This window comes from Psychromonas sp. MB-3u-54, from assembly GCF_002836415.1.
GTDB lineage: Bacteria > Pseudomonadota > Gammaproteobacteria > Enterobacterales > Psychromonadaceae > Psychromonas.
Map to the genome: position 1 here is coordinate 1 of NZ_PJBP01000132.1, position 21,967 is coordinate 21,967.

18 protein-coding genes and 1 pseudogene are annotated in these 21,967 nt (G+C 41.4%); 9 read left to right on the top strand and 10 right to left on the bottom strand.

What is annotated here, in order from left to right; all coding sequences use genetic code 11:
- Positions 1 to 214: 214 nt before the first annotated feature.
- The 5 genes and pseudogenes from CXF72_RS10100 to CXF72_RS20045 all read right to left on the bottom strand — a co-directional run.
- Positions 215 to 779, bottom strand: a pseudogene (locus CXF72_RS10100) (GDP-mannose 4,6-dehydratase); the annotation flags it as partial.
- Positions 780 to 954: 175 nt separating this feature from the next.
- Entirely contained in the window at positions 955 to 2,382 is a 1,428-nt protein-coding gene (locus CXF72_RS10105) for a phosphomannomutase (RefSeq protein WP_101038837.1), read from the bottom strand.
- Between the two features lie 75 nt (positions 2,383 to 2,457).
- Positions 2,458 to 2,835 carry a GxxExxY protein gene (locus tag CXF72_RS10110; protein ID WP_101038838.1) on the bottom strand — a complete coding sequence of 126 codons (378 nt, stop codon included), beginning with the start codon at positions 2,833 to 2,835 and terminating at the stop codon, positions 2,458 to 2,460.
- A gap of 569 nt (positions 2,836 to 3,404) precedes the next feature.
- A complete protein-coding gene (locus CXF72_RS10115) occupies positions 3,405 to 4,856 on the bottom strand; it encodes a mannose-1-phosphate guanylyltransferase/mannose-6-phosphate isomerase (RefSeq protein ID WP_101038839.1) in 1,452 nt (483 codons plus the stop codon).
- Between the two features lie 234 nt (positions 4,857 to 5,090).
- Positions 5,091 to 5,396, bottom strand: coding sequence for an NUDIX domain-containing protein (locus CXF72_RS20045; protein ID WP_198552565.1), 306 nt, complete (start codon positions 5,394 to 5,396; stop codon positions 5,091 to 5,093).
- 687 nt (positions 5,397 to 6,083) lie between these two features.
- Here CXF72_RS20045 and rfaH point away from each other — a divergent pair.
- The 6 genes from rfaH to CXF72_RS20050 all read left to right on the top strand — a co-directional run bounded on the left by rfaH (position 6,084) and on the right by CXF72_RS20050 (position 9,995).
- A complete protein-coding gene (gene rfaH / locus CXF72_RS10125) occupies positions 6,084 to 6,593 on the top strand; it encodes a transcription/translation regulatory transformer protein RfaH (protein ID WP_101038840.1) in 510 nt (169 codons plus the stop codon).
- A gap of 3 nt (positions 6,594 to 6,596) precedes the next feature.
- Positions 6,597 to 7,439, top strand: a complete 843-nt coding sequence (gene glpG / locus CXF72_RS10130) for a rhomboid family intramembrane serine protease GlpG (protein WP_101038841.1) — start codon at positions 6,597 to 6,599, stop codon at positions 7,437 to 7,439.
- 417 nt (positions 7,440 to 7,856) lie between these two features.
- Entirely contained in the window at positions 7,857 to 8,417 is a 561-nt protein-coding gene (locus CXF72_RS10135) for a chorismate--pyruvate lyase family protein (protein ID WP_101038842.1), read from the top strand.
- Complete coding sequence (gene ubiA, locus CXF72_RS10140; RefSeq protein ID WP_101038843.1) at positions 8,414 to 9,277, top strand: 4-hydroxybenzoate octaprenyltransferase; 864 nt, start codon at positions 8,414 to 8,416, stop codon at positions 9,275 to 9,277. Before CXF72_RS10135 ends, ubiA begins: the two co-directional genes overlap by 4 nt.
- Positions 9,278 to 9,382: 105 nt before the next feature.
- Positions 9,383 to 9,523 carry a hypothetical protein gene (locus CXF72_RS19590; protein WP_198552566.1) on the top strand — a complete coding sequence of 47 codons (141 nt, stop codon included), beginning with the start codon at positions 9,383 to 9,385 and terminating at the stop codon, positions 9,521 to 9,523.
- A 343-nt stretch (positions 9,524 to 9,866) separates the two neighbouring features.
- On the top strand, positions 9,867 to 9,995 hold the full coding sequence (locus tag CXF72_RS20050) for a hypothetical protein (RefSeq protein ID WP_269801175.1): 129 nt from the start codon (positions 9,867 to 9,869) through the stop codon (positions 9,993 to 9,995).
- 725 nt (positions 9,996 to 10,720) lie between these two features.
- On the opposite strand, the gene CXF72_RS10145 is transcribed toward CXF72_RS20050, so the two are convergent.
- From CXF72_RS10145 to rep, 5 genes are all read right to left on the bottom strand, one after another.
- On the bottom strand, positions 10,721 to 11,242 hold the full coding sequence (locus tag CXF72_RS10145; RefSeq protein ID WP_101038844.1) for a transposase: 522 nt from the start codon (positions 11,240 to 11,242) through the stop codon (positions 10,721 to 10,723).
- A gap of 269 nt (positions 11,243 to 11,511) precedes the next feature.
- The gene (locus CXF72_RS10150; RefSeq protein ID WP_101038845.1) at positions 11,512 to 11,826 is read right to left on the bottom strand and encodes a ComEA family DNA-binding protein; all 315 of its coding nucleotides are present in this window, start codon (positions 11,824 to 11,826) and stop codon (positions 11,512 to 11,514) included.
- Between the two features lie 228 nt (positions 11,827 to 12,054).
- Positions 12,055 to 13,506, bottom strand: coding sequence for a dihydrolipoyl dehydrogenase (locus CXF72_RS10155; RefSeq protein WP_101038846.1), 1,452 nt, complete (start codon positions 13,504 to 13,506; stop codon positions 12,055 to 12,057).
- Positions 13,507 to 13,625: 119 nt separating this feature from the next.
- A complete protein-coding gene (locus tag CXF72_RS10160; RefSeq protein WP_101038847.1) occupies positions 13,626 to 14,357 on the bottom strand; it encodes a glutathione peroxidase in 732 nt (243 codons plus the stop codon).
- 490 nt (positions 14,358 to 14,847) lie between these two features.
- On the bottom strand, positions 14,848 to 16,857 hold the full coding sequence (gene rep / locus CXF72_RS10165; RefSeq protein ID WP_101038848.1) for a DNA helicase Rep: 2,010 nt from the start codon (positions 16,855 to 16,857) through the stop codon (positions 14,848 to 14,850).
- Positions 16,858 to 17,097: 240 nt separating this feature from the next.
- On the opposite strand from rep, the gene CXF72_RS10170 reads away from it, so the two are divergent.
- Genes CXF72_RS10170 through CXF72_RS10180 form a run of 3 tightly spaced genes read left to right on the top strand, consistent with a single transcriptional unit; the run spans position 17,098 to position 21,910 of the window.
- Positions 17,098 to 17,673 carry a TetR/AcrR family transcriptional regulator gene (locus tag CXF72_RS10170; protein ID WP_101038849.1) on the top strand — a complete coding sequence of 192 codons (576 nt, stop codon included), beginning with the start codon at positions 17,098 to 17,100 and terminating at the stop codon, positions 17,671 to 17,673.
- Between the two features lie 20 nt (positions 17,674 to 17,693).
- Positions 17,694 to 18,815, top strand: coding sequence for an efflux RND transporter periplasmic adaptor subunit (locus tag CXF72_RS10175; protein WP_101038850.1), 1,122 nt, complete (start codon positions 17,694 to 17,696; stop codon positions 18,813 to 18,815).
- A gap of 8 nt (positions 18,816 to 18,823) precedes the next feature.
- Positions 18,824 to 21,910, top strand: coding sequence for a multidrug efflux RND transporter permease subunit (locus CXF72_RS10180; RefSeq protein WP_101038851.1), 3,087 nt, complete (start codon positions 18,824 to 18,826; stop codon positions 21,908 to 21,910).
- Positions 21,911 to 21,967 lie beyond the last annotated feature (57 nt).

The following is a 21,967-nucleotide window of genomic DNA, read 5'->3' on the forward strand; positions in this document are numbered from 1 at the left end:
TATAGAAGGTGGTACCCCAGCCGTCAAACAGCGCACATACGATTGGAACTGAGCCTTCAGGCTCAGTCACATTGTTTTATCATCACAAAAAATTGATGATTTACAACATGATATTTTTACAAAATATTGCCCCGCCTGAAGCCGCGGTTCCAGCATTAGTTTGTTCGGTACAGGTTCTGTTTTTTGGAACAGGGCCTTTAGGCTCAGCTTTTTGCTTTTGCCCACTGATATGATTAAATAAAATACCGTTACAGGCATACATACCATAAGATTCACGGTAATTAACAACGATCCAATAGACATACATTTTAGCGACGCCATAAAGCAAACGAGGATGAAATGGTGTTGTTTCTTTTTGCGGGATTTCTTGTACTTCACCAAACAATTCTGAAGCCGATGCTTGATAGAATTTTGTTTTCTTTTCCAGGCCTAAAAAGCGAATAGCTTCTAATAAACGTAATGCTCCCATTGCATCAACATCAGCCGTATATTCAGGACATTCAAACGATACAGCAACGTGAGACTGCGCACCAAGATTGTACATCATTGATCATAAGCGTTAAATTAGATGAATCGGTTAAATCTCCATAATGCAGAAAGAATTTTTGATTTTGCTCATGGTTATCTTGATAAATGTGGTCAACATGTTCGGTATTTAAAGATGAAGATCGACGTTTGATACCGTGTACTTCATAACCTTTTTCTAGTAATAATTCAGCAAGGTAAGAGCCGTCCTGACCAGTAACACCTGTAATTAATGCAACTTTATTTTTTGTCATGCGTTTTCCTAAATATTTTTAAAACTAAGACCTAAAGATTAAAGGCTATCAGCTAATTTAAAATAAAAACCAGCCTAAAACATTATTCACAAAGAGAGATGAATGAGGAAACCACAACAACACCTTTAAACATGCAAAGACCTCATTACCCTCTCATTTATTTCTCTTTGTGAGTTTAATTTTTTTGTATATTTATTAAAGAGTTATTTACTAACTCATGCGCTTTTGAGTAACTATCTGCTTCTGCATAACAACGCAGTTCCGGGGCATTACCAGAGGGGCGCAGATGGACAATTCGTCCATCTTTTAATGTTATTCTTAAACCATCGGTTACATCCACATTTTTAATAGCAAAATTATCAAAGCCCAGTCGCGTTAATAAGTTTGCCGGATCATTTTTGCCTTGCGCGAGAATTACCTTACTTTTTTCAGTGGCAAAGTTTTGAATACGATCACTGTGCGTGAAACGTTGCGGCAGTGCATTAACTAATGTTGAAATAACCCCATTTCCGGCAGCCATTAACAGCATAATTGCAGGAAGAACCGCATCACGAGTAGGTAGCGCTTTTAAAAGGTTACCATTTAACTCCATATCACTGCCCAGCAAAAAACCACCATTGGCTTCAAACCCCGCAACGGCATTAAATTTCGTTGCTAAATTAGAAAATTCCGCAATCACATAAGGCGAGCCAATTTTTGTTCTTTTTATATGTTTAAACTTATTACAGCTTTTAATCGCTGTGTTACAACTGACAGGTACAGCTAACGCCTCAATATTTAATGCTTCAGCACTTAATAAGCCAAGAATATCGCCACGCAGCCAATTGCCATTTTCATCTGACATTAATGGCCGATCACCATCACCATCGGTTGAAAAAACAGCATCCAGATTATATTCTTTAGACCAGTTAATTGCCTTTAGTGTATCTTCAACAGAAACGGCTTCGGTATCGATGGGCACAAACTTATCACTACGCTCTAGCGCAATCACTTCCGCACCCAGTTTTTCAAAAATACGATAGTAAAGATCGCGACCGGCACTGGAATGCTCATAAATACCAATGCGTTTACCAGTAAGCCAAGGCGTAGTAAATAAAGAGGTATAACGGTTAATATATTCTTCCGCCGCGCGATGACTAACAACCAGTTTAGGTAGTTCCGCAAGCGCTGCAAACTCAACCTGCTCAGTCATAATAACTTGCTCATCGGCTTTACTGATTTCACCATCAGGGCGGTAAAATTTAAGCCCGTTACGATCAAAAGGAATATGGCTGCCCGTGACCATAATGGCTGGAATAACATCTTTTTGAGCCACGTAGGCCAGAGCTGGAGTGGGTACTACGCCGTAATAGACAACATCAATCTCTAACTGCTGTAAAGCAGCGGCACAAGCCTTTGCCATCGCATAACTGCTCGGACGATTGTCTATTGCTACGGCTACCCTTTTAAAACTGAAATTACGCTTCATACCTGCAATAAATGCAACTGCAAAGGCGGCACAGACATCAGTTGTGAATTGGGTTACTAAGCCACGTGCTCCACTGGTGCCAAATGCAACACCACTTTCTGCGATGACCGTTGCGCTAATTAATTTTTTATTCATTATATTGCCTATTAAATCTTATTCACAAAGAGGAGGGAATGAGAGAACAATGAGTAAACAATTGTTCTTAATGAATTAACTTTCTAGGTTAAAACGTTTTATACCATCTACTAATTTTTTAACATTAAAGTTTATTAATAAACCCGCATTTATATTTGTTAGTTTCATATACGTTAATATTTGAGCTGAGTATATGGGGCTCATTTTGTCGGCAGATTTTAGTTCTATGATTAATTTATTGGGCAATAGTATATCAAGCCTATAACCAGCATCAATCGAAATGCCCTTATAGTTTATCGGCAGGAATACTTGGCTTTTAGCAGTTATTCCCGCTTGATGTAATTCATACATCAAGCAACTTTCGTAGCTAGATTCTAATAAACCTGGGCCTAGTGTTTTATGAACCTCAATGGCACAACCGATTACTTTTTGCGTTAATAAATCATTATCCATTTCCACCTGCCTTAAAGTTCTAATTAAATAAAACTATTTTACCAAGAGATGTGAAAGAGGAAGCAATGAGAGATTTCACGTTAAAAAAATACTTTAAGCAAAAACATAACGACAATAAATTATTTCTCTAAAAGCGGAGCGCCTCATTCTTTTCTCTTTGTGATAACCAGATAGTTAACATTACACAGTAATTAAAAACGTTTCACAAAGATAATTGAATGAGAAAACAATGAGGGCAGCATAAATTAGTTTTCCCCCTCTAAAAGCGGAGCGCCTCTTTCTTTTCTCTTTGTGATAACTAGATAGTTAATATTACACAGTAATTAAAAACGTTTCACAAAGAGAATTGAATGAGAAAACAATGAGGGTAGCATAAATTAGTTTTCCCCCTCTAAAAGCGAAGCGTCTCTTTCTTTTCTCTTTGTGATAACCAGATAGTTAATATTACACAGTAATTAAAAACGTTTCACAAAGAGAATTGAATGAGAAAACAATGAGGGTAGCATAAATTAGTTTTCCCCCTCTAAAAGCGAAGCGTCTCTTTCTTTTCTCTTTGTGGACTGGTGTATTTACATTCGACCGTAACGATCTTCAAAGCGCACTATGTCATCTTCACCAAGATAACTGCCTGTTTGCACTTCAATCATTTCTAACGGTATTTTACCGAGGTTTTCCAACGCATGAATGGTACCTAAAGGAATGTAAGTTGATTCATTTTCAGTTAACAGAATGGTCTTCTCGCCATTTAACACGCTTGCGGTGCCTGATACCACAATCCAATGCTCTGAGCGGTGATGATGCTTTTGAATTGATAGTTTTTCACCCGGTTTGACGGTAATTCGTTTTACATGATCTCTTTTACCAAAGTCGATAGAGTCGTACTTACCCCAAGGACGATACACTTCACGGTGGATTTTATGTTCAGCTCTTCCTGCTTCTTTTAGCTGATTAACAATCAATTTAACATCTTCTACTTTATCTTTGCTTACCACTAAAATCGCATCCTTAGTTTCAATAATCACTAAGTTATCAACACCCACTGTAGAGACTAATTTATTTTCTGCATAGATATAATTGTTGGTTGAATCAACCGTAATAACATCACCTTTTATAGCATTTTGGTTATCATCTTTAGCCGAGACTTCCCATAACGCAGAAAAAGAGCCTACATCACTCCAGCCGGCATCCATAGGTACGACCATCACGGGGTTGTTTCCCTGTACACAAAGAGGTTCCATTACCGCATAATCGATAGAATTATCTGGGCAGGTTGCAAAGATAGCCTTATCGACACGTATAAAATCTAAGTCTTGTGATGGTGCAGCAATAGCACGCTTGCACACATCTAGTATGTCAGGTGAGAATTTCGCTAATTCTTCAAGGTAACGACTTGCTTTGAAAAGGAACATACCTGAGTTCCAGTAATAGTTTCCGCTTGCCAAATACTCTTCTGCAGTCGCCAGATCTGGTTTTTCTACAAATTCCCTAACAGAGAAAGCATCAGGACTGCCATTCGTATCTCGCCCCTCGCAGCTCGCCCCTCTTTTTATATAACCATAACCCGTTTCAGGCGCAGTCGGTACGATACCGAAGGTCACCAGCAGCCCCTTTTCTGCAAAGGGTAACGCTTTTTCTACAGAAGTTTTAAAAGCTTGTGTATTTTCAATAATATGATCAGCAGCAAGTACTAATAAAACCGGCTCTTCGCCATCGATCGCATTGTTAACTGCCTGCAGTGCAGCAAGTGCAATCGCAGGGGCTGTGTTTCTGCCAACTGGCTCTAAAATAATACCGCGATGCTCATACCCCCCCAAACGCATCTGCTCAGCAGCAATAAAACGGTGCTCTTCATTACAAATTAATACAGGGGCTGCATGCTCCAGACCAGATAAACGCGCGACGGTCTGCTGCAGCATTGATTGCTCACCAGTTACGGTTAAAAACTGTTTTGGGTAAAGCTCACGAGAGAGCGGCCATAATCGGCTGCCAGTACCACCGGCCAGAATAACAGGAGAGATCATAAATTATTTCCAGTTTCGAGTATTGAATATTGAGTTTAATAATGAAGCTCAATACATTAAAAACGTATTAATTATTTAAATCGCAAATCGGCTTGTTTATCTTTTTGAAAATACCACTTGCTGTGAGTGTGAACCTTTTCATGTACCAATAAATCAGTTTCAAAAAACCACTTATAACCAGAATGCTATTCAACGGGTAACGATGATAACTTACCATTAAAGTAATTTCATAAGCTAAAAAACATAGTGTGTCGTAAATTGATTTTCTGAAAAATTATCATCATAAAAATGCTGATAAGCCCCTTTAAATTTTGACACTACTTCTGTTAAATTTAATTCTGCTGTTATTAAGCGTTTAAATGCACGTTCAAAGGATTCATCTTTTAATATTCGCCGCACAGGAACAAACCAGTAACCTTTTGCAGGACGGTTTGTGCGTTTACCAAGCAAAATTTGGCCTTCGCTATTAAGTACAATAAGGTCAATAGACACAAGAGGGCTAGATTCAATAACTGTTTTAAATGTTTCTAGTGGCAGCATATATTATAAACTTCTAAACCTGAATTAAATGCAAGAAGTGACTAAAGATAGCGATTTCAAGTACACTACCACCCCTAGTTTCAACGCCCCTAAAGGCAAGTTACTTATTGCGGAAAAACATTTCAATTTACCTATTTTAATTACGGCCTTTAGCTCCAAGGCACAATAATAAAACAGAACACGGCTTTATTATTTAAAAATAGTGGTTGGCAAGCACTTGTCATTGCAAATTAATGATTTAAAGATGCGATCTCTTATATAAAAAGGAAGGGGTTGCTACAAAAAGATTCCTGATTAAGATACTTCGGGAATAGCGGTGTTGTTTAGATTCGCCTCAAAACGTTTCGGGAGTGATGCCGGCGTATTATTCACACCTTCGATCTTTTTTAGTCTAAGGTGTGAATTGAAAGGCATGCACAGCTTAAGCTGTGCATGCCTTTTCTGCCCATTCAAGCCCGCACGCATAAAGGTTGAATTCCAATGAGCTTTCGAAGCAGAGCCTTCAGGCTTGGCTTTTTTTCTACAGAATAACCGATTCCGAACAACTGACTTCAGGAATGATAAGTTGTTGTTATTTTGTCGTCACCTTCATATCCTTGTCCGGATAAATATTGTGTTTTTTTGGGATCTCTGTATTTTGTGTATAATAGTATCTCGTCCAATAATATAAGAACAAAGGAGATGTTCATGAGCCCACAATGGTTTGTTGTATATTGTAAAAGCAGGGAAGAGTCACGTGCGCAACGGAATTTAGAAAATCAGGGCGTTTATTCTTTTTTTCCTAAGATACATAAAGAAAGAATTTTACGCGGTAAAAAAAAGGTTGTAGAAGAAGCTTTATTTCCCAGTTATCTGTTTGTTAATATTTCTCAAAAAGATGAAAAATTTAGCGCGATCCGATCTACTCGTGGTATTAATAGTTTTGTTAAATTTGGTATGAGCATTGCAACTATTCCGGATCAGCAGGTAAAACAACTTGAGCAGTTATGCCATGTTAATAATAAATTGGCTATTAATAGTGATGACGCATATAAAAATGGAGACAAAGTCGAAATTTTAAGCGGTCCATTTAAAGGCATAACGGCTATTTTTGATATCGAAGATGGGCTAGAACGTTCGATGTTATTACTTAAGATTTTAAATCAGGATAATAATATTTCATTCAAAAATTCAGCTCTAAAAAAAGCGGAAAGCTAAGCTATGTTTTTACTGCATCAATTTCAAAACAGACGTGCTGCGCAAGCCTTTGCTGATTATTTAAGTGCACTTGGTATTCAAAACAAACTCCACCATGACGACTTTAGTTATCAGTTATTGCTTGCACAACAAGAGCAGCAGGAACAAGCTGAAATTGAGCTGGAGCTGTTTTTACAGCACCCCAATGATCCCAAATATATGTCGGCTAGTTGGAAAACGGGTGAAGTAAGCAGTGAAAACAACTATTTTGCTTTTGCTGACTCGAATTTAGTCGGTAATTTTATTCATCATGCAGGGTTAGTAACCCATAGTATTTTTATACTCTGCTTAGGGGTCTATCTGCTGATAGCTGCGGACCTGTTTCAGCCAATTCCCTCTGTGTTGTCCTTTTTTAGTCAGCAGCCCTTTGATTACTCAGAAAGTTGGCGTTTTATTACGCCGGCATTTTTACATTTCAGTGCACTGCACATTATTTTTAATTTACTTTGGTGGTGGCAATTAGCCGGTCTTGTTGAAAAACAGCAGGGTAAAATGCACTTGCTGCTACTTTTTCTGTTTTCAGGAATCGCGGCTAATCTGGCGCAATATTTTTTAGTCAGCCCTTATTTTGGCGGATTAAGCGGTGTTGTCTATGGGTTAGTGGGTTATTGCTGGTTATATGGCAAGCTCAATAAAAGCAGTCAAGTGATGCTGCCGAATTCCCTTTTTCTCTTTTTACTCGCTTGGCTGGTCTTGGGTTTTGTGGACATTTTACCGGTAAACATTGCTAACTATGCCCATCTCGTGGGGTTACTGGCGGGTTTATTAATGGCGCTTTTGACCAGTAAACTAAGGTTACATGTTTAACTTACGGGGATACTAGTACTTTCAGGCTTAAATACTAACATTAATTTCTATGATGAAATGTGTATGTTAATTTTTTGTAACAAGCTTAAAGGGACTACCACAGAGAGCACAGAGGCGCTGCGCGCTACACAGAGTAAAGCCTAAAGTAGTGGTTACCAAGCTGATTATTGTTTTTTTGTATTTTCCTTCTTTAACTCTGTTGATGAAGAAGAAGAGAAACAACGTTTCGCAATCTGATTAAGTGTGCTGTGCTCTGTGGTGCATTTTTTGGTATAAGCAACTGCAGAGCAATAACGCAGGGTAAAGTTATCAGTGTCATTTATGTTGGCATTTAGGAACAACCGTGACCTTTGCCACAACTTATGGTTATAATCCTACCTCACTAACTATCTTGTTATAGAAAGGCTTTAATCGTTAATGAATACTACTATCACTCCTCTGGCATCTTCAGCTCTTTGGTTAGCAGATGTCACACCAGCAGCATGTTCAAAAAAGCAGCTTAATTGGCTTTTAGATCAGGACTCTTTAACGCGCAAGCTGCAAGCTTTATCAGCTAATTTTCAGGTGCAGGTCAGGCAGCAGGTGACAGTAAGCCGCAGTAAAGATTTACTTTCCCCCTATTTTTCTGAAGATAATAAGGTCTTAGTGCGTGAAGTGCTTTTAGTCTGTGATGATAAACCTGTGGTATTTGCTCAAACTGAAATCCCCTTTAGCACTTTAACCAATCAGCAGGCAAAACTGGCAGAAATTGGCACAGATTCGTTAGGCACATTTTTGTTTCAAGATCCGAGCATGAGACGCGATAAAATTGAAGTTGCACAGTTCCCGGTGTATTCTGCTGTGCATCAACTGTGCACTGATCTTAACCAAGAGGTTGATTTTCCCCTGTGGGGAAGACGTTCTCTTTTTTATGTTAATAACAAAGCGTTATTAGTCAGTGAAGTCTTTTTACCTGCTTCAGGCATCTACTTACCATGAATTTTTTTTGCAAAGAAAAACGCCAGGCCTACGCAGAATTGATGCGCATTAACAAACCCATTGGCACTCTTTTATTACTCTGGCCAACCCTCTGGGCATTGTGGATAGCCGCGCAGGGGTTTCCTGACCTGAGTGTGTTAATAGTATTTTCTGCCGGTGTGTTTTTGATGCGCAGCGCGGGATGTGTGATTAATGATTTTGCGGATCGCAATATTGATGGTTTTGTCGAGCGTACCAAGTACCGCCCATTACCCTCAGGTCGAGCCACCAGCACCGAAGCGATTATTCTTTTTTTATTATTGGCTATTAGCTCTTTCTTATTAGTGCTGACCCAAAACACTTTAACTATTCAGTTATCCTTTGCGGGTTTACTGTTGGCGTTTTCCTATCCCTTTATGAAGCGTTTTACGCAGTTACCGCAACTTGCATTAGGTCTCGCTTTTAGCTGGTCTATCCCCATGGCATTTGCGGCACAGGCGAATGCATTGCCTGCTGTGGTTTGGATTATATTTGCGGTTAATATTATTTGGACCATCGCCTACGATACCCTTTATGCCATGGTGGACCGGGAGGATGATCTAAAAATAGGCGTGAAATCCACTGCAATTTTATTTGCAGACAATGACAAAGTAATTATTGCTTTATTACAACTGACCAGCCTGATTTTATTAATCCTGTTAGGTTGGTTGGAAGATTTAAATTGGAGCTACTTTATTGCTCTGCTGGTGGCGGCCGGTTTATTTTTAAGGCAACAACTGCAGATAAAAAACCGCGAAAAAGCCGCCTGTTTTAAAGCTTTTTTAGACAATAACTATGTTGGATTTGTCATTTTTTCCGGATTATTTTTGGGTTATCTGTAAGGCAATAACAGCGGAATAGCGGGTTTAGACGGGGAAAGCAATAAGCCGAGCCTGAAGGCCCAGTTCCGGGAGTATGTGCACACTTTGCCTTTTGGAACCCGGGCAATGTTTTGTAAAAACATCCTGCTGACAATTACCAATATGCTGCTTTCAAAGCAACAAGCCGAGCCTGAAGGCCCAGTTCCGGAAGTGCGTGCACGCTTTGCCCTTTGGAACCGCGCCTTTAGGCGGGGCCATGTTTTGTAAAAACATCGGGCTAACAATCACCAATATGCTGCTTTCAAAGCAACAAGCCAAGCCCGAAGGCCCAGTTCCGGGAGTATGTGCATACCTTGTCTTTTGGAACCCGGGCAATGTTTTGTAAAAACATCCTGCTGACAATTATCAATATGCTGCTTTCAAAGTAACAAGCCGAGCCTGAAGGCCCAGTTCCGAAAGTATGTGCACGCTTTGCCTTTTGGAACCCGGGCAATGTTTTGTAAAAACATCCTGATAACAATTACCAATATGCTGCTTTCAAAGCAACAAGCCGAGCCTGAAGGCCCAGTTCCGGGAGTATGTGCATACCTTGTCTTTTGGAACCCGGGCAATGTTTCGTAAAAACATCCTGCTGACAATTATCAATATGCTGCTTTCAAAGCAACAAGCCGAGCCTGAAGGCCCAGTTCCGGTAGTGTGCGCGCATATTGAGTTTTGGAACCCGGGCAATGTTTTGTAAAAACATCCTGCTGACAATTATCAATATGCTGCTTTCAAAGCAACAAGCCGAGCCTGAAGGCCCAGTTCCGAAAGTATATGCACACTTTGCCTTTTGGAACCCGGGCAATGTTTTGTAAAAACATCCTGCTAACAGTTATCAATAGGCTGCTTTCAAAATAACAAGCCGAGCCTGAAGGCTCAGTTCCGAAAGTATGTGCACACTTTGCCTTTTGGAACCCGGGCAATGTTTTGTAAAAACATCCTGCTGACAATTATCAATATGCTGCTTTCAAAGTAACAAGCCGAGCCTGAAGGCCCAGTTCCGGGAGTGCGTGCATACTTTGCCTTTTGGAACCCGGGCAATGTTTTGTAAAAACATCCTGATAACAATTGCCAATATGCTGCTTTCAAAGCAACAAGCCGAGCCTGAAGGCCCAGTTCCGAAAGTATGTGCACGCTTTGCCTTTTGGAACCCGGGCAATGTTTTGTAAAAACATCCTGATAACAATTACCAATATGCTGCTTTCAAAGCAACAAGCCGAGCCTGAAGGCCCAGTTCCGAAAGTATGTGCACACTTTGCCTTTTGGAACCCGGGCAATGTTTTGTAAAAACATCCTGCTAACAATTATCAATCTGCTGCTTTCAAAGCAACAAGCCGAGCCTGAAGGCCCAGTTCCGGTAGTGTGCGCGCATATTGAGTTTTGGAACCCGGGCAATGTTTTGTAAAAACATCTTATTATCTATTACTCTTCATAAATCCCATAGAATCTTGGGGTTGTTGTATTCGTCTCAATCAGCTTGGAGGGGTTATTTTTGATATAGTTATAAACAACATCAAAATGCTTCTGATCTCGAATCGCTTTGTCATAATAACTTTGCGCCCAAAATGTTCCTTTTCTATTCATAATATTATTAATTTCTTTTGCACTAATACCTTTAAATATATTCATCATAGTTGCTAACGGCATAAGGGTTTTTATTAATAGATGAACATGATTTGGCATAATACAAAATGCGACAAGCTGATATAACTCTTGGTTTTTATTTATTATAAAATCATTCAAATAGCTTAATACTTCACCATGCAAATAAGCCCCCTGTTGTGATTCATCAAGGTGTAAATCAGCCGTTAACTGCTTTTTGCTATTCTCTTTTTCTTCCATAAATAACTTTTGTAGAAAAGAGTCTGTACTGTCGAAAGTACGAAAAGTAATAAACTGATAATATCCGACAATGTCTGTATGGGGTAAATGACTGTGCATCATGAGTAGTTTTCCCGCGAATAATTAACTGTAAATACTCTGATTTACAGAGGTAAAAACCGCCGAGCCTGAAGGCCCAGTTCCGGGAGTATTAACCACCCAGTGCCGAAGACACCAAAACTGGAACCGCGCTCTTAGGCAGGGCAATGTTTTGTAAAAACATTCATCACCGAGTACTCAGTTGCGAAAATATTAGCAGAGGGATGTATCTGGGTGGGATAAGTAAGAATAAAAGGGAGTCCAAATAAAAGGATCCCTATTTTTATTGATTATTAGAGGGTGAAAAAAGGTTGGATTTTTTTCAGTGTGGCTTCACCAATCCCATTTACTTCCACTAACTCGTTTAGATCAGAAAAATCACCGTTCGTTTCTCTGTAGTCGATAATGGCCTGTGCTTTTTTTTCACCTATGCCTTTGATAACAGAAAGTTGCTGGCCCGTTGCTTGATTGATATCTATTTTTTCAACGACTTGGGCTGTTATTTGCACGCCTTGTTCAACTTTATCGGCAGCTAATACTTGCTGACTAAAAGGCAGAAAAAGCAGTGAAAAAACAGCTAATAAACGGTAGATTAGTTTGTATTTCATAAAAAATCCTTTTATAGTTTGAGGAACTAATAACACTAGACTACTATTTTTCCTTCTTTTTGATTTTTATGATCTTAACTTTAATCACTTTACTTTTTTTGAATTGTTATTCGCTATAAAATCCCCATAAATAACAACCCGTTAAATTTTTAAAAAATATTTAACGGGTAAAACACAAGCAGTTAAACAACAATATTTAAGTCAACGATGTGACAAGAGCTTCACTAATTAACAGCCGGGTCCGCATTCCATACATTCGTTGACCATTTCCGATCCAAGTCTCAGTTTAGCGTTCAAATCGCGCAGTGCCGTACGCACTCCCTCTTCGATTACCGGATGATAAAACGGCATATCCAGCATCTGGGAAATAGTCATTCTGTTCTGATGTGCCCAGGCTAAAAGGTGGGCCAGATGTTCAGCTTGCGGACCAATCATTTCTGCACCTAAAAAACGCCCGGTACCATGCGCACCATAAATATTTAATAAACCTTGGTTTTTAAGCATCACACGACTACGCCCCTGACTTTCAAAAGAGACACTGCCTGTTTCAAAACAGTTGCAGCCGGTGTATTTCTCAGTCACCTGTTGATGAGTTAAGCCGACCATTGCCAGCTGAGGTTCGGTAAAAACAGCGGCGATGGATGAACGGCGTAATCCCACCCGGATATTGGGGTAAACAGCGGCGTTACTGCCCGCTATTTTCCCTTGATCTGCCGCTTCGTGAAGCAGCGGGAGTTGGTTGCTGGCGTCCCCTGCAATAAAGATAGAAGGCACCGAAGTCTGCATAGTAAAGGAATCGGCAACAGGTACTCCGCGTCCATCTTTTTCAATCTCGATATTTTCAAGACCGAGATTATCTACATTGGCACGACGCCCCGTTGCCGCTAATACATATTCAACTTCGGTAACCTGCTCAATACCCTGTTTATCTACATAGGTGATTTCAACATTCTCACCTTTACGCACCATATTTTTAACATTGGCGTCTGCATCTAAATAGAATTCATCGGAAAATGTTTTTTGGGCATAAGCCATGACTTGCGGATCAGTAAACGGACCGACCTGCCCGCCCATGCCAAACATTAAGACTTCAACACCGAGACGATGCAATGACTGGCCAAGCTCCAGACCAATGACGCCGGGACCAAAAACCGCGATTGATTTTGGTAAATCAGTCCAATTAAACAGATCATCATTAATAATTAACTTGTCGCCAAGTTCATTCCAGACGCCGGGATAACTTGGACGGGAGCCCGTTGCGATAACCATTCTATCGGCAGTTACAAGTGTATGATCGTCAATTTGCAACTCTGTTGTGCTGATAAATTGAGCCTTACCTATTAATTTATCCGGTGCAGGCAGGCTATCAACAGCTTCAAGTACAAAACCCACAAAACGATCCCGCTCATCGCGAATGCGCTGCATTACTTTTTTTCCGTCAACACGTACTTTGCCGTCAATAAAAACACCAAAGGGGGCGGTATGCGCAGCATTATGTGCAGCTTCTGCCGCGGCAATTAACAATTTGCTGGGCATACAACCAACACGCGCACAGGTTGTACCAAATTGCGCGCCTTCGATTAATATGACTGAATCGGTTTTTTCTTTGGCCGCGCGGTATGCCGCAAGTCCCGCTGTACCGCCACCGATCACTGCAACTTCTACTTTTAACTGTTTCATAAAGACTCCATGCTTAAGTTTATTAAGCATTTTGGTGAAATTCAGGGTTAAAAAAAAGCGCAGCTTTCAGTGAAAGTGCGCTTTTTATTCGAGCTTAAGTACAGCTCTTTAAAGAGGTGTTAACCTTTAACGTAAGCAATCACTGCTTCGCTATCACCAATGTGCTTACCATCAACGAATAACTGCGGGAAAGTTGATTCTCCGCTTACCGCTCTCAGGCTGACACTGGTTGCATCTTTACCTAAAACGATTTCTTCAAAAGCGATATCGTTGTCTTTTAATGCCGCTTTCGCTTTTGCACAGAAAGGACAGCCCGGTTTAGTAAATAAGGTTACCGCAGCAGGGGCTTTTGCATTAGGGTTAATGTAATTAAGCATAGTATCGGCATCGGACACTTCAAAGGGGTCGCCAGGCTGATTAGGTTCGATAAACATTTTTTCAATCACGCCGTCTTTGACGATCATACTGTAACGCCAGCTGCGTTTACCAAAACCAAGGTCGCTTTTATCTACCAGCATGCCCATACCTTCAGCAAATGTACCGTTACCGTCTGGTACAACTGTGATATTTTCAGCTTCCTGATCCGCAAGCCAGGCATTCATTACAAAAGTGTCATTAACACTGAAACATACAACTTCATCAACGCCATTCTTTTTAAATACGCTTGCTAATTCGTTATAGCGCGGTAGGTGCGTTGAAGAGCAGGTTGGCGTAAATGCACCCGGTAAAGCAAATACAACCACTGTTTTACCTGCAAATAGTTCGTCGGTAGAAACATTTACCCATTGATCGCCCTGGCGTGTTGGGAAAGTAACGTTCGGTATTTTTTGACCTTCGATATTATCTAACATGTGTAGCTCCTGTTTTTATATTTGTTTATTAATATTACATAGTTTGAAAAACTTTTAAACAAGTTAGCAAAGTTTGTTTTTGCCAGTCCCTGTTTTGATGAAGTGATTATGAAGAAAAACCATAGATAGGTAAAATCGTTTATAATTATAATTGCGATAGCTTAAGGCTATTAAAGACACTTTACTGTCGCAGGAAAGGCAATGCACGGGTAATTAGAAATGCGCCTTTAACCCCGGCTTATTGTTTTTGCGCCTCAAGGCTGGAGGTTGCATTCCAACCGGCAATGAATGCACAGACGATCGGAACTGGGCCTTTAGCCCCGGCAGTTATTGTTTTTGCTCGGTGTGCGAAGCCTCGGTGGTGAATGAATAATGATAAAGTTTAACCACCGAGAGCACAGAGCAAAGATTAGGATATTACTTTTGGAACTGAGGCTCGGCTTGTTGCTTTGGCTCACTGAAGGCGGGATTCCGATTGGGGAGAGGAAGCTTAATCAAATAACGCCCGTAAATTGGCAATACCTTTGTCCGCCAGCTGTTTTTTCTGCTCTTTTGTCTTTTTCGATGGCCCGCTTTCCCAATCTAAATCATCCTGTGGTAATTCAAATAAAAAACGGCTTGGTGTGGGTTTAATGGTTTCCCCATATTGAGTACGCTCTTTAGCCAGAGTGAAAGTTAACTCTTTTTGTGCCCGAGTGATCCCCACATAAGTCAGGCGTCTTTCTTCTTCCACATTTTCTTCCTCAATACTGATTTGATGCGGTAAAATTCCCTCTTCCATGCCAATCATATAAACATAGGGAAACTCCAGCCCTTTGGAGGCATGCAGGGTCATTAACTGCACCTGATCCAACTCCTCCTCGGCTTCATTACGCGACAGCATATCGCGCAGCGTTAAACGGGCAACAACCTGCTCCAGCGTCATTTCGTCATCAAGATCATCCCCTTTGAGCATCTCGGTAACCCATTTAAATAAGGTCGACACATTTTTCATGCCCATCTCAGCAGCTTTTGGGCTGGGGCTGCTTTCATATAACCAGTCCTCATAGCCGATATCACGAATTAAATCACGAACAACATCAATTGCCGGATCACGTTTAAGGCGGTCATTAAGCTCCACCAACCAGCGCGTGAAAGCCTGCAGTGACTGTAGCCCTTTACCGTTTAAGGTTTGCTCTAAACCCATCTCAAAACTGCAGGTAAACAAACGACTGTGACGCATATTGGCGTAACTGCCCAATTTTTCAAGTGAGGTCGGGCCGATACCGCGGCGCGGTGTATTCACAATACGCAAAAAAGCATTATCATCTTCGTGATTCACCAATAATTTAAGGTAAGCCATAATGTCTTTCACTTCACTGCGCGCAAAAAAAGAGGTTCCTCCACTAATACGATAGGGAATGCGGTTGGCCATCATTACCTTTTCCAATAAACGGCTTTGATGATTGCCCCGATAGAGCACGGCATAATCTTTAAAGGAGGTACCATTCATAAACTTATGTCCGGAAAGCTCCATCACCACTCGCTCCGCCTCATGTTGTTCATTATTCGCAAAAAGGACTTTTAAGGGGTCACCATAGCCTAATTCACTGAATAAACGTTTTTCAAATTCATGCGGGTTGTTGGCGATTAAGACATTGGCTGATTTTAATACCCGCTGACTGGAGCGATAGTTCTGCTCCAGTTTAACCACTTTTAACTGCGGAAAATCTTGTTGTAACAACACTAAATTTTCCGGACGAGCACCCCGCCATGAATAGATAGACTGGTCATCATCCCCCACTACGGTAAAGCGGGCACGCTCCCCCACTAAGGCTTTAATTAATTCATACTGGCTGGTATTGGTATCCTGATATTCATCCACCAGCAGATAGCGAATTCGTTTCTGCCAGCGTAAACGGACCTCTTCTTTGTGGGTTAACAACAGCGTGGGTAAAACGATCAGATCGTCAAAATCCAAAGCGTTATAGGCTTTTAACTGGCGCTGATAAAGATCATAACAATGGGCGAATATGACCTCCCGTTCACCTTTAGCCTGTTTTATCGCCTGTGGGGGTAAGATTAAAGCATTTTTCCAATTGGAAATTTGCGACATTAAGGCTTTAAGCAGATCCTTATCTTCTTGGAGCTGCTTTTCAGTGAGCTCTTTTAATAATGCCAGACTATCCTGACCATCGAACAGGGTAAAACCGGCTTTCATGCCCAGGGTTTTTACTTCACGTTTGATAATATCTAAGCCTAATGAGTGAAAGGTCGAGACGATTAAACCGCGCGCTTCTTTACGGCCCAGCGTTTGACTGACGCGCTCTTTCATCTCGCGGGCGGCTTTGTTGGTAAAGGTAACCGCGGCAATATTTTTGGCCAGATAATCACAATTTTGGATCAGGTGAGCAATTTTATTGGTGATCACACGCGTTTTACCGCTACCCGCGCCCGCTAAAACAAGGCACGGGCCTGAGATCATTTTAACGGCGGCATCTTGTCCGGGATTAAGCTTCATGGTTTTTCCTACCTACAAAATAACTGGGGTAAACGGCTGCTGATTTTACGTCAGTTTGAGTTGAATACCAATCTTCTTTGAGTATCGAGCTTCGAGTCGCTAGCTACGAGCGGCGAACTTCGCAGCTCGTAACTCGTGACTCGTGACTAGCAGCTATTTCTTTCGTAATTAAATTAACCTAAAGCATTGCATAATATTTTTAAATGACGATAATGAACGTTCATTCATTATTGGTGTATTATGAGCGATAAACGCAAAAAAATTCTAGCCGCTGCCGAAGTTTTACTGGCAGAACGCGGTTTTTACGGACTGTCGATGAAGGCACTGGCGGATTCTGCCGGCGTTGCGGCGGGTACTATCTATCGTTATTTTGAAAATAAAGAGGATATGATTAATCAGCTGCATCAACATGTTAAAGCAGAGATCGCGGCTGTTAGCTTCAAAGGGCTGCATGACGGACTCAGCCAAAAAGAAAAATATGCTTTGTGCTGGCGTAATACCTACCAGTCGGTGCTAACCAACCCGAATCGTATTATTGCCGTGTCGATGTTATTGCTTAGACCCTGTGTAAAAGGAGAAGAGATGCTCTCTTGTAACGATGCTCACTTTGCTCCGCTGTTTAATATTTATGAACATGGCATTCGTGAGCGTATATTCCATGACTTCCCTGTGCTGGCCTTACTTGCATTAAGCTTTGAGACCTCTATTAATCTGGCAAAAAAAGTGATTAATCACAGTATTGATCAACCTGACGAACAACTTATTACGCAAATAATAGACGCCTCCTGGCAGGCAATTTTAAAACCCACTACTTAATTATTTTTAAAGGTATCAATATGAAAAAATGGATCGCTTCAGCCATCATTTTAGCCCTGCTTGTTTTCGGCTCCGTGATTGGCTTTAATATGTTTAAGGCCATGAAAATTCAAGAATTTATGGCTAACCGCCCAATTCCTGAATTTCCGGTCACCAGCACGACAGTTACATTAGAAGACTGGACTCCGCATTTACGTGCAATTGGTTTTATCGAGCCTATTCAAGGGGTTAATATTGCCAATGAAGTAACAGGTAAAGTGAGTGAAATAAAATTTGAGTCCGGTCAGAAACTTAAAGCGAATGATCCTCTTGTATACCTTGATTCAGAAGTTGAACGCGCTAATTTAAAAGCCGCTCAAGGGCGCTTATCTGCCGTTCAGCGTAACTATACCCGGCTCAACTCATTATTTTCCAAAGGTTCTGTTTCTCAGGGACAGGTTGATGATGCAGAAGCTGAACTATTAGCATTACAGGGACAAATCGAAAGTTCTCAGGCAACCATTAGCCGCCGTATTATTCGTGCCCCCTTTGATGGTATTGCCGGTCTGCGAAATGTATTTATTGGTGATTATTTAAGTGCCGGTACCGACATAGTGCGCTTGGAAGATGTCAGTAAAATGCGACTGCGTTTTACCATCCCGCAAAATGATCTCAATAAAATTAATATCGGTCAGGCAATGAATATTTTTGTCGATGCTGAACCGGAAATTGCTTTTACCGGCACCATTTCAGCTATTGAACCTGCGGTAAACTATCAAAGCGGTCTGATTCAAGTACAGGCGGATATCCCCAATACGGCGCAACAATTACGCTCGGGTATGTTTGCCAAGGCCAGTATCATTTTACCGACTGTGCCAAAACAGATTGTTATTCCGGAAACGGCTATTAATTATACCCTTTATGGTAAAACCGTTTATGTGGTAACAGAGCAGCAGGATAAATCAGGTAAAAGCTTTCTGCAGGCAGACCAACGCATTGTCACACTCGGTAAAAGTAAAGAGGGTTCCATCCGTATACTCGGTGGTATTAAAGAGGGTGATCTAATAGTCACAAGCGGCCAGGTACGATTAAGTAATGCGGCGCATGTGACCATTATAGAATCAGACATTTTAAAGATACCTGCTGAAATTCCGGCACTATAGGGGCTATGATGAAATTTACTGATATTTTTATTCGCCGTCCGGTACTGGCGATTTCAATCAGCCTGCTACTTGTTTTATTGGGTCTGCAGGGCTTAAGTAAAATGCAGGTACGGGAATACCCGAGCATGACCAATACGGTTGTCTCGGTTTCAACCGGTTATTATGGCGCAAATGCCGACCTGATTCAGGGGTTTATTACTCAACCTATTGAACAGGCGATTGCGCAAGCCGACAATATTGATTTTATTACCTCACAAAGTTACATGGGTAATTCAAAAATCTCAGTGTTTATGAAATTAAATACTGACCCCAGTGGCGCGGTGGCTGATATTCTGGCCAAGGTCAATGGGGTGCGCTCACAGTTACCCAGTGAAGCGGAAGATCCAAGCATTGATATGAGCACCGGCTCAAGCACCTCGGTTATCTATATCTCGTTTTCCAGTGAGCAACTGAACTCAAGTGAAATCACAGATTACCTTGAACGTATTATTAAACCGCAGTTATTTAGTATTAATGGGGTCGCAAAAGTTAACCTCTATGGCGGCACAAAATTTGCCCTGCGTATCTGGTTAGATCCTGAGCGTATGGCCGGTTTTGGTTTAACCGCAGCGGACGTTGTTCAGATACTGCAGGCTAATAATATTCAATCGGCAGCAGGACAAACGAACAGTTATTACACCCTGCTTAACAGTAATGTGGAAACCCAGGTAGAAACCGGCGCTGAACTTGAAAATTTAATTATTGCCACTCGTGAGAATGGTAAGGTTATCCGCCTTGAGGATATTGCCCGTGTGTCATTAGAAAAAAGCCACGATATCTACCGTGCTATGGCCAATGGTAATGATGCCGTTGTGGTGGCAATTGATGCAGCGCCAACGGCTAACCCGCTTGATATTACCGAAGGCGTGCGCGAGATGCTGCCCGCTCTGGCGAAAAACAACCCTAGTTCAATCGACATGAAAGTATTATACGATTCAACTATTGCCATTGAAGAGTCTATCTCTGAAGTAATTAAAACCATTGCTGAAGCGGGTTTAATCGTATTACTGGTGATGATTCTGTTTTTAGGGTCATGGCGCGCAGTTATCATTCCTATTATTACTATCCCGCTGTCCTTAATTGGTGTGGTGGTCGTGATGCAGCTGTTTGGTTTTACCCTTAACTTAATGACCCTGCTGGCGATGGTATTAGCGATAGGTCTGGTTGTTGATGATGCCATTGTGGTGGTGGAAAATATTGACCGTCATATCAAAGCGGGAGAAGATCCGTTTCGTGCGGCCATTCTCGGCACACGCGAAATTGCCGTGCCGGTTATTTCTATGACTATTACGCTGGCAGCAGTATATGCCCCGATCGCCTTAATGGGCGGGATCACCGGCTCACTGTTCACGGAATTTGCGTTAACGCTTGCAGGAGCAGTGTTTGTATCGGGTATTGTGGCACTGACATTATCGCCTATGATGTGCAGTAAATTACTTAAAAGCAATCACCAGCCGAACCGTTTTGAACGTACGGTAGAGTCTGCTTTATCCGCTATTACCAGGAGTTATGGGCGTTTATTGGATAAATTAATGACCCGCCGTCCTGCGGTTATTCTGTATGCCTGTCTGGTTTTTATCTCTTTACCTTTTTTGTTTAACGCGATTCCTTCTGAGCTTGCACCAAAAGAAGATAAAGGTGCATTAATGGTAATGGCAAAAGCGCCTGCCAATGCAAACCTTGATTATATCGAAAACAGCATGCGTGTTATCACCGGTGAATTAGCTAAACAGCCGGAAGTGACCAGCAGTTTAGCGATGTCCGGTATTCCTAATTCCAATCAGGCATTTGGTATTGCAATTATGAAACCCTGGAGTCAAAGAGATAAAAACCCTAAAGAGCTTTCTGCCTCTTTAACGCCCATGTTTAACAGCGTAGCAGCGGTTGCAACCACCGCCTTTCAGATGCCGGAATTACCCGGTTCATCGGGCGGATTACCGGTGCAGTTTGTGATCACCACGGGCAATCAATTTGAAAGCTTAATCAGTATTGCGAGCGATGTACTGGCAGCCACACAGGCAAGTTCTAACTTTGTTTATTCAACCTTAGATTTGGCCTTTGATTCAGCGACCATGAACATTCAAATTGACCGTGATAAAGCCGGTGCTTATGGTGTGACCATGCAGGATATTGGCGCTACGTTAGCAACATTATTAAGTGATGGTTATTTAAACCGGATCGATCTTGACGGCCGCAGTTACGAGGTAATTGCACAGGTAGAACGGAAATATCGTTTATCTCCGCAAAAACTGGGTAACTTTTATGTGCGTGCTAAAAATGGCGATATGCTGCCGCTTAGCAGCCTGATCACTATTGATGTAACCGCTGAGCCGCGCTCACTCGCCCACTTTAACCAGCTCAATAGTGCAACCGTTGGCGCAGTATTAGCCCCGGGCGTTGCTATGGGTGATGCGATTGATTTCTTTGAAGGCATTGCAGAGACCAAATTACCACAGGGCTATAGTCATGATTATCTGGGCGAAGCGCGTCAATTTGTAACCGAAGGCAGCGCCTTATACATGACTTTTATTCTGGCAATATTGATTATCTTTCTGGTACTCGCCAGTCAGTTTGAAAGTATACGTGATCCTCTGGTTATTCTACTGACCGTCCCTCTCGCTATTAGCGGCGCATTAGTGGCGCTTGCCTGGGGAGCCGCAACCATGAACATTTATACTCAGGTCGGTTTGATAACCCTAGTGGGTTTAATTACCAAACATGGTATTTTGATTGCTGAAGTGGCTAAAGAAGAGCAATTACACCACGGCTTAAATCGTATCGATGCCGTTAAAAAAGCCGCGACGGTGCGTTTACGTCCAATATTAATGACCACAGCTGCGATGGTAGCAGGTTTAATACCTTTACTCTTTGCAACGGGCGCCGGTGCGGTCAGTCGTTTTGGAATAGGTGTTGTTATTGTGGCGGGATTATCAATTGGTACTTTATTTACGTTGTTTATTTTACCGGTTATCTACTCCTTTATCGCCAGCAAGCATCAACCACGTCAAGAGTTTGATGAAACGCTTGAACATAAAGTAAAAGACCATGAGTACTAAGCTATAACGCTATAAAGCTATAAAGTTAGAAAGCTAGAAAGCTAGAAAGCTAGAAAG

Bases quoted from the DNA above. Each gene is read 5' to 3' on its own strand.
- CXF72_RS10105 (WP_101038837.1), bottom strand. From the start codon at position 2,382: ATGAATAAAAAATTAATTAGCGCAACGGTCATCGCAGAAAGTGGTGTT.
- CXF72_RS10110 (WP_101038838.1), bottom strand. From the start codon at position 2,835: ATGGATAATGATTTATTAACGCAAAAAGTAATCGGTTGTGCCATTGAG.
- CXF72_RS10115 (WP_101038839.1), bottom strand. From the start codon at position 4,856: ATGATCTCTCCTGTTATTCTGGCCGGTGGTACTGGCAGCCGATTATGG.
- CXF72_RS20045 (WP_198552565.1), bottom strand. From the start codon at position 5,396: ATGCTGCCACTAGAAACATTTAAAACAGTTATTGAATCTAGCCCTCTT.
- rfaH (WP_101038840.1), top strand. From the start codon at position 6,084: ATGAGCCCACAATGGTTTGTTGTATATTGTAAAAGCAGGGAAGAGTCA.
- glpG (WP_101038841.1), top strand. From the start codon at position 6,597: ATGTTTTTACTGCATCAATTTCAAAACAGACGTGCTGCGCAAGCCTTT.
- CXF72_RS10135 (WP_101038842.1), top strand. From the start codon at position 7,857: ATGAATACTACTATCACTCCTCTGGCATCTTCAGCTCTTTGGTTAGCA.
- ubiA (WP_101038843.1), top strand. From the start codon at position 8,414: ATGAATTTTTTTTGCAAAGAAAAACGCCAGGCCTACGCAGAATTGATG.
- CXF72_RS19590 (WP_198552566.1), top strand. From the start codon at position 9,383: ATGTTTTGTAAAAACATCCTGCTGACAATTACCAATATGCTGCTTTCA.
- CXF72_RS20050 (WP_269801175.1), top strand. From the start codon at position 9,867: ATGTTTCGTAAAAACATCCTGCTGACAATTATCAATATGCTGCTTTCA.
- CXF72_RS10145 (WP_101038844.1), bottom strand. From the start codon at position 11,242: ATGATGCACAGTCATTTACCCCATACAGACATTGTCGGATATTATCAG.
- CXF72_RS10150 (WP_101038845.1), bottom strand. From the start codon at position 11,826: ATGAAATACAAACTAATCTACCGTTTATTAGCTGTTTTTTCACTGCTT.
- CXF72_RS10155 (WP_101038846.1), bottom strand. From the start codon at position 13,506: ATGAAACAGTTAAAAGTAGAAGTTGCAGTGATCGGTGGCGGTACAGCG.
- CXF72_RS10160 (WP_101038847.1), bottom strand. From the start codon at position 14,357: ATGTTAGATAATATCGAAGGTCAAAAAATACCGAACGTTACTTTCCCA.
- rep (WP_101038848.1), bottom strand. From the start codon at position 16,857: ATGAAGCTTAATCCCGGACAAGATGCCGCCGTTAAAATGATCTCAGGC.
- CXF72_RS10170 (WP_101038849.1), top strand. From the start codon at position 17,098: ATGAGCGATAAACGCAAAAAAATTCTAGCCGCTGCCGAAGTTTTACTG.
- CXF72_RS10175 (WP_101038850.1), top strand. From the start codon at position 17,694: ATGAAAAAATGGATCGCTTCAGCCATCATTTTAGCCCTGCTTGTTTTC.
- CXF72_RS10180 (WP_101038851.1), top strand. From the start codon at position 18,824: ATGAAATTTACTGATATTTTTATTCGCCGTCCGGTACTGGCGATTTCA.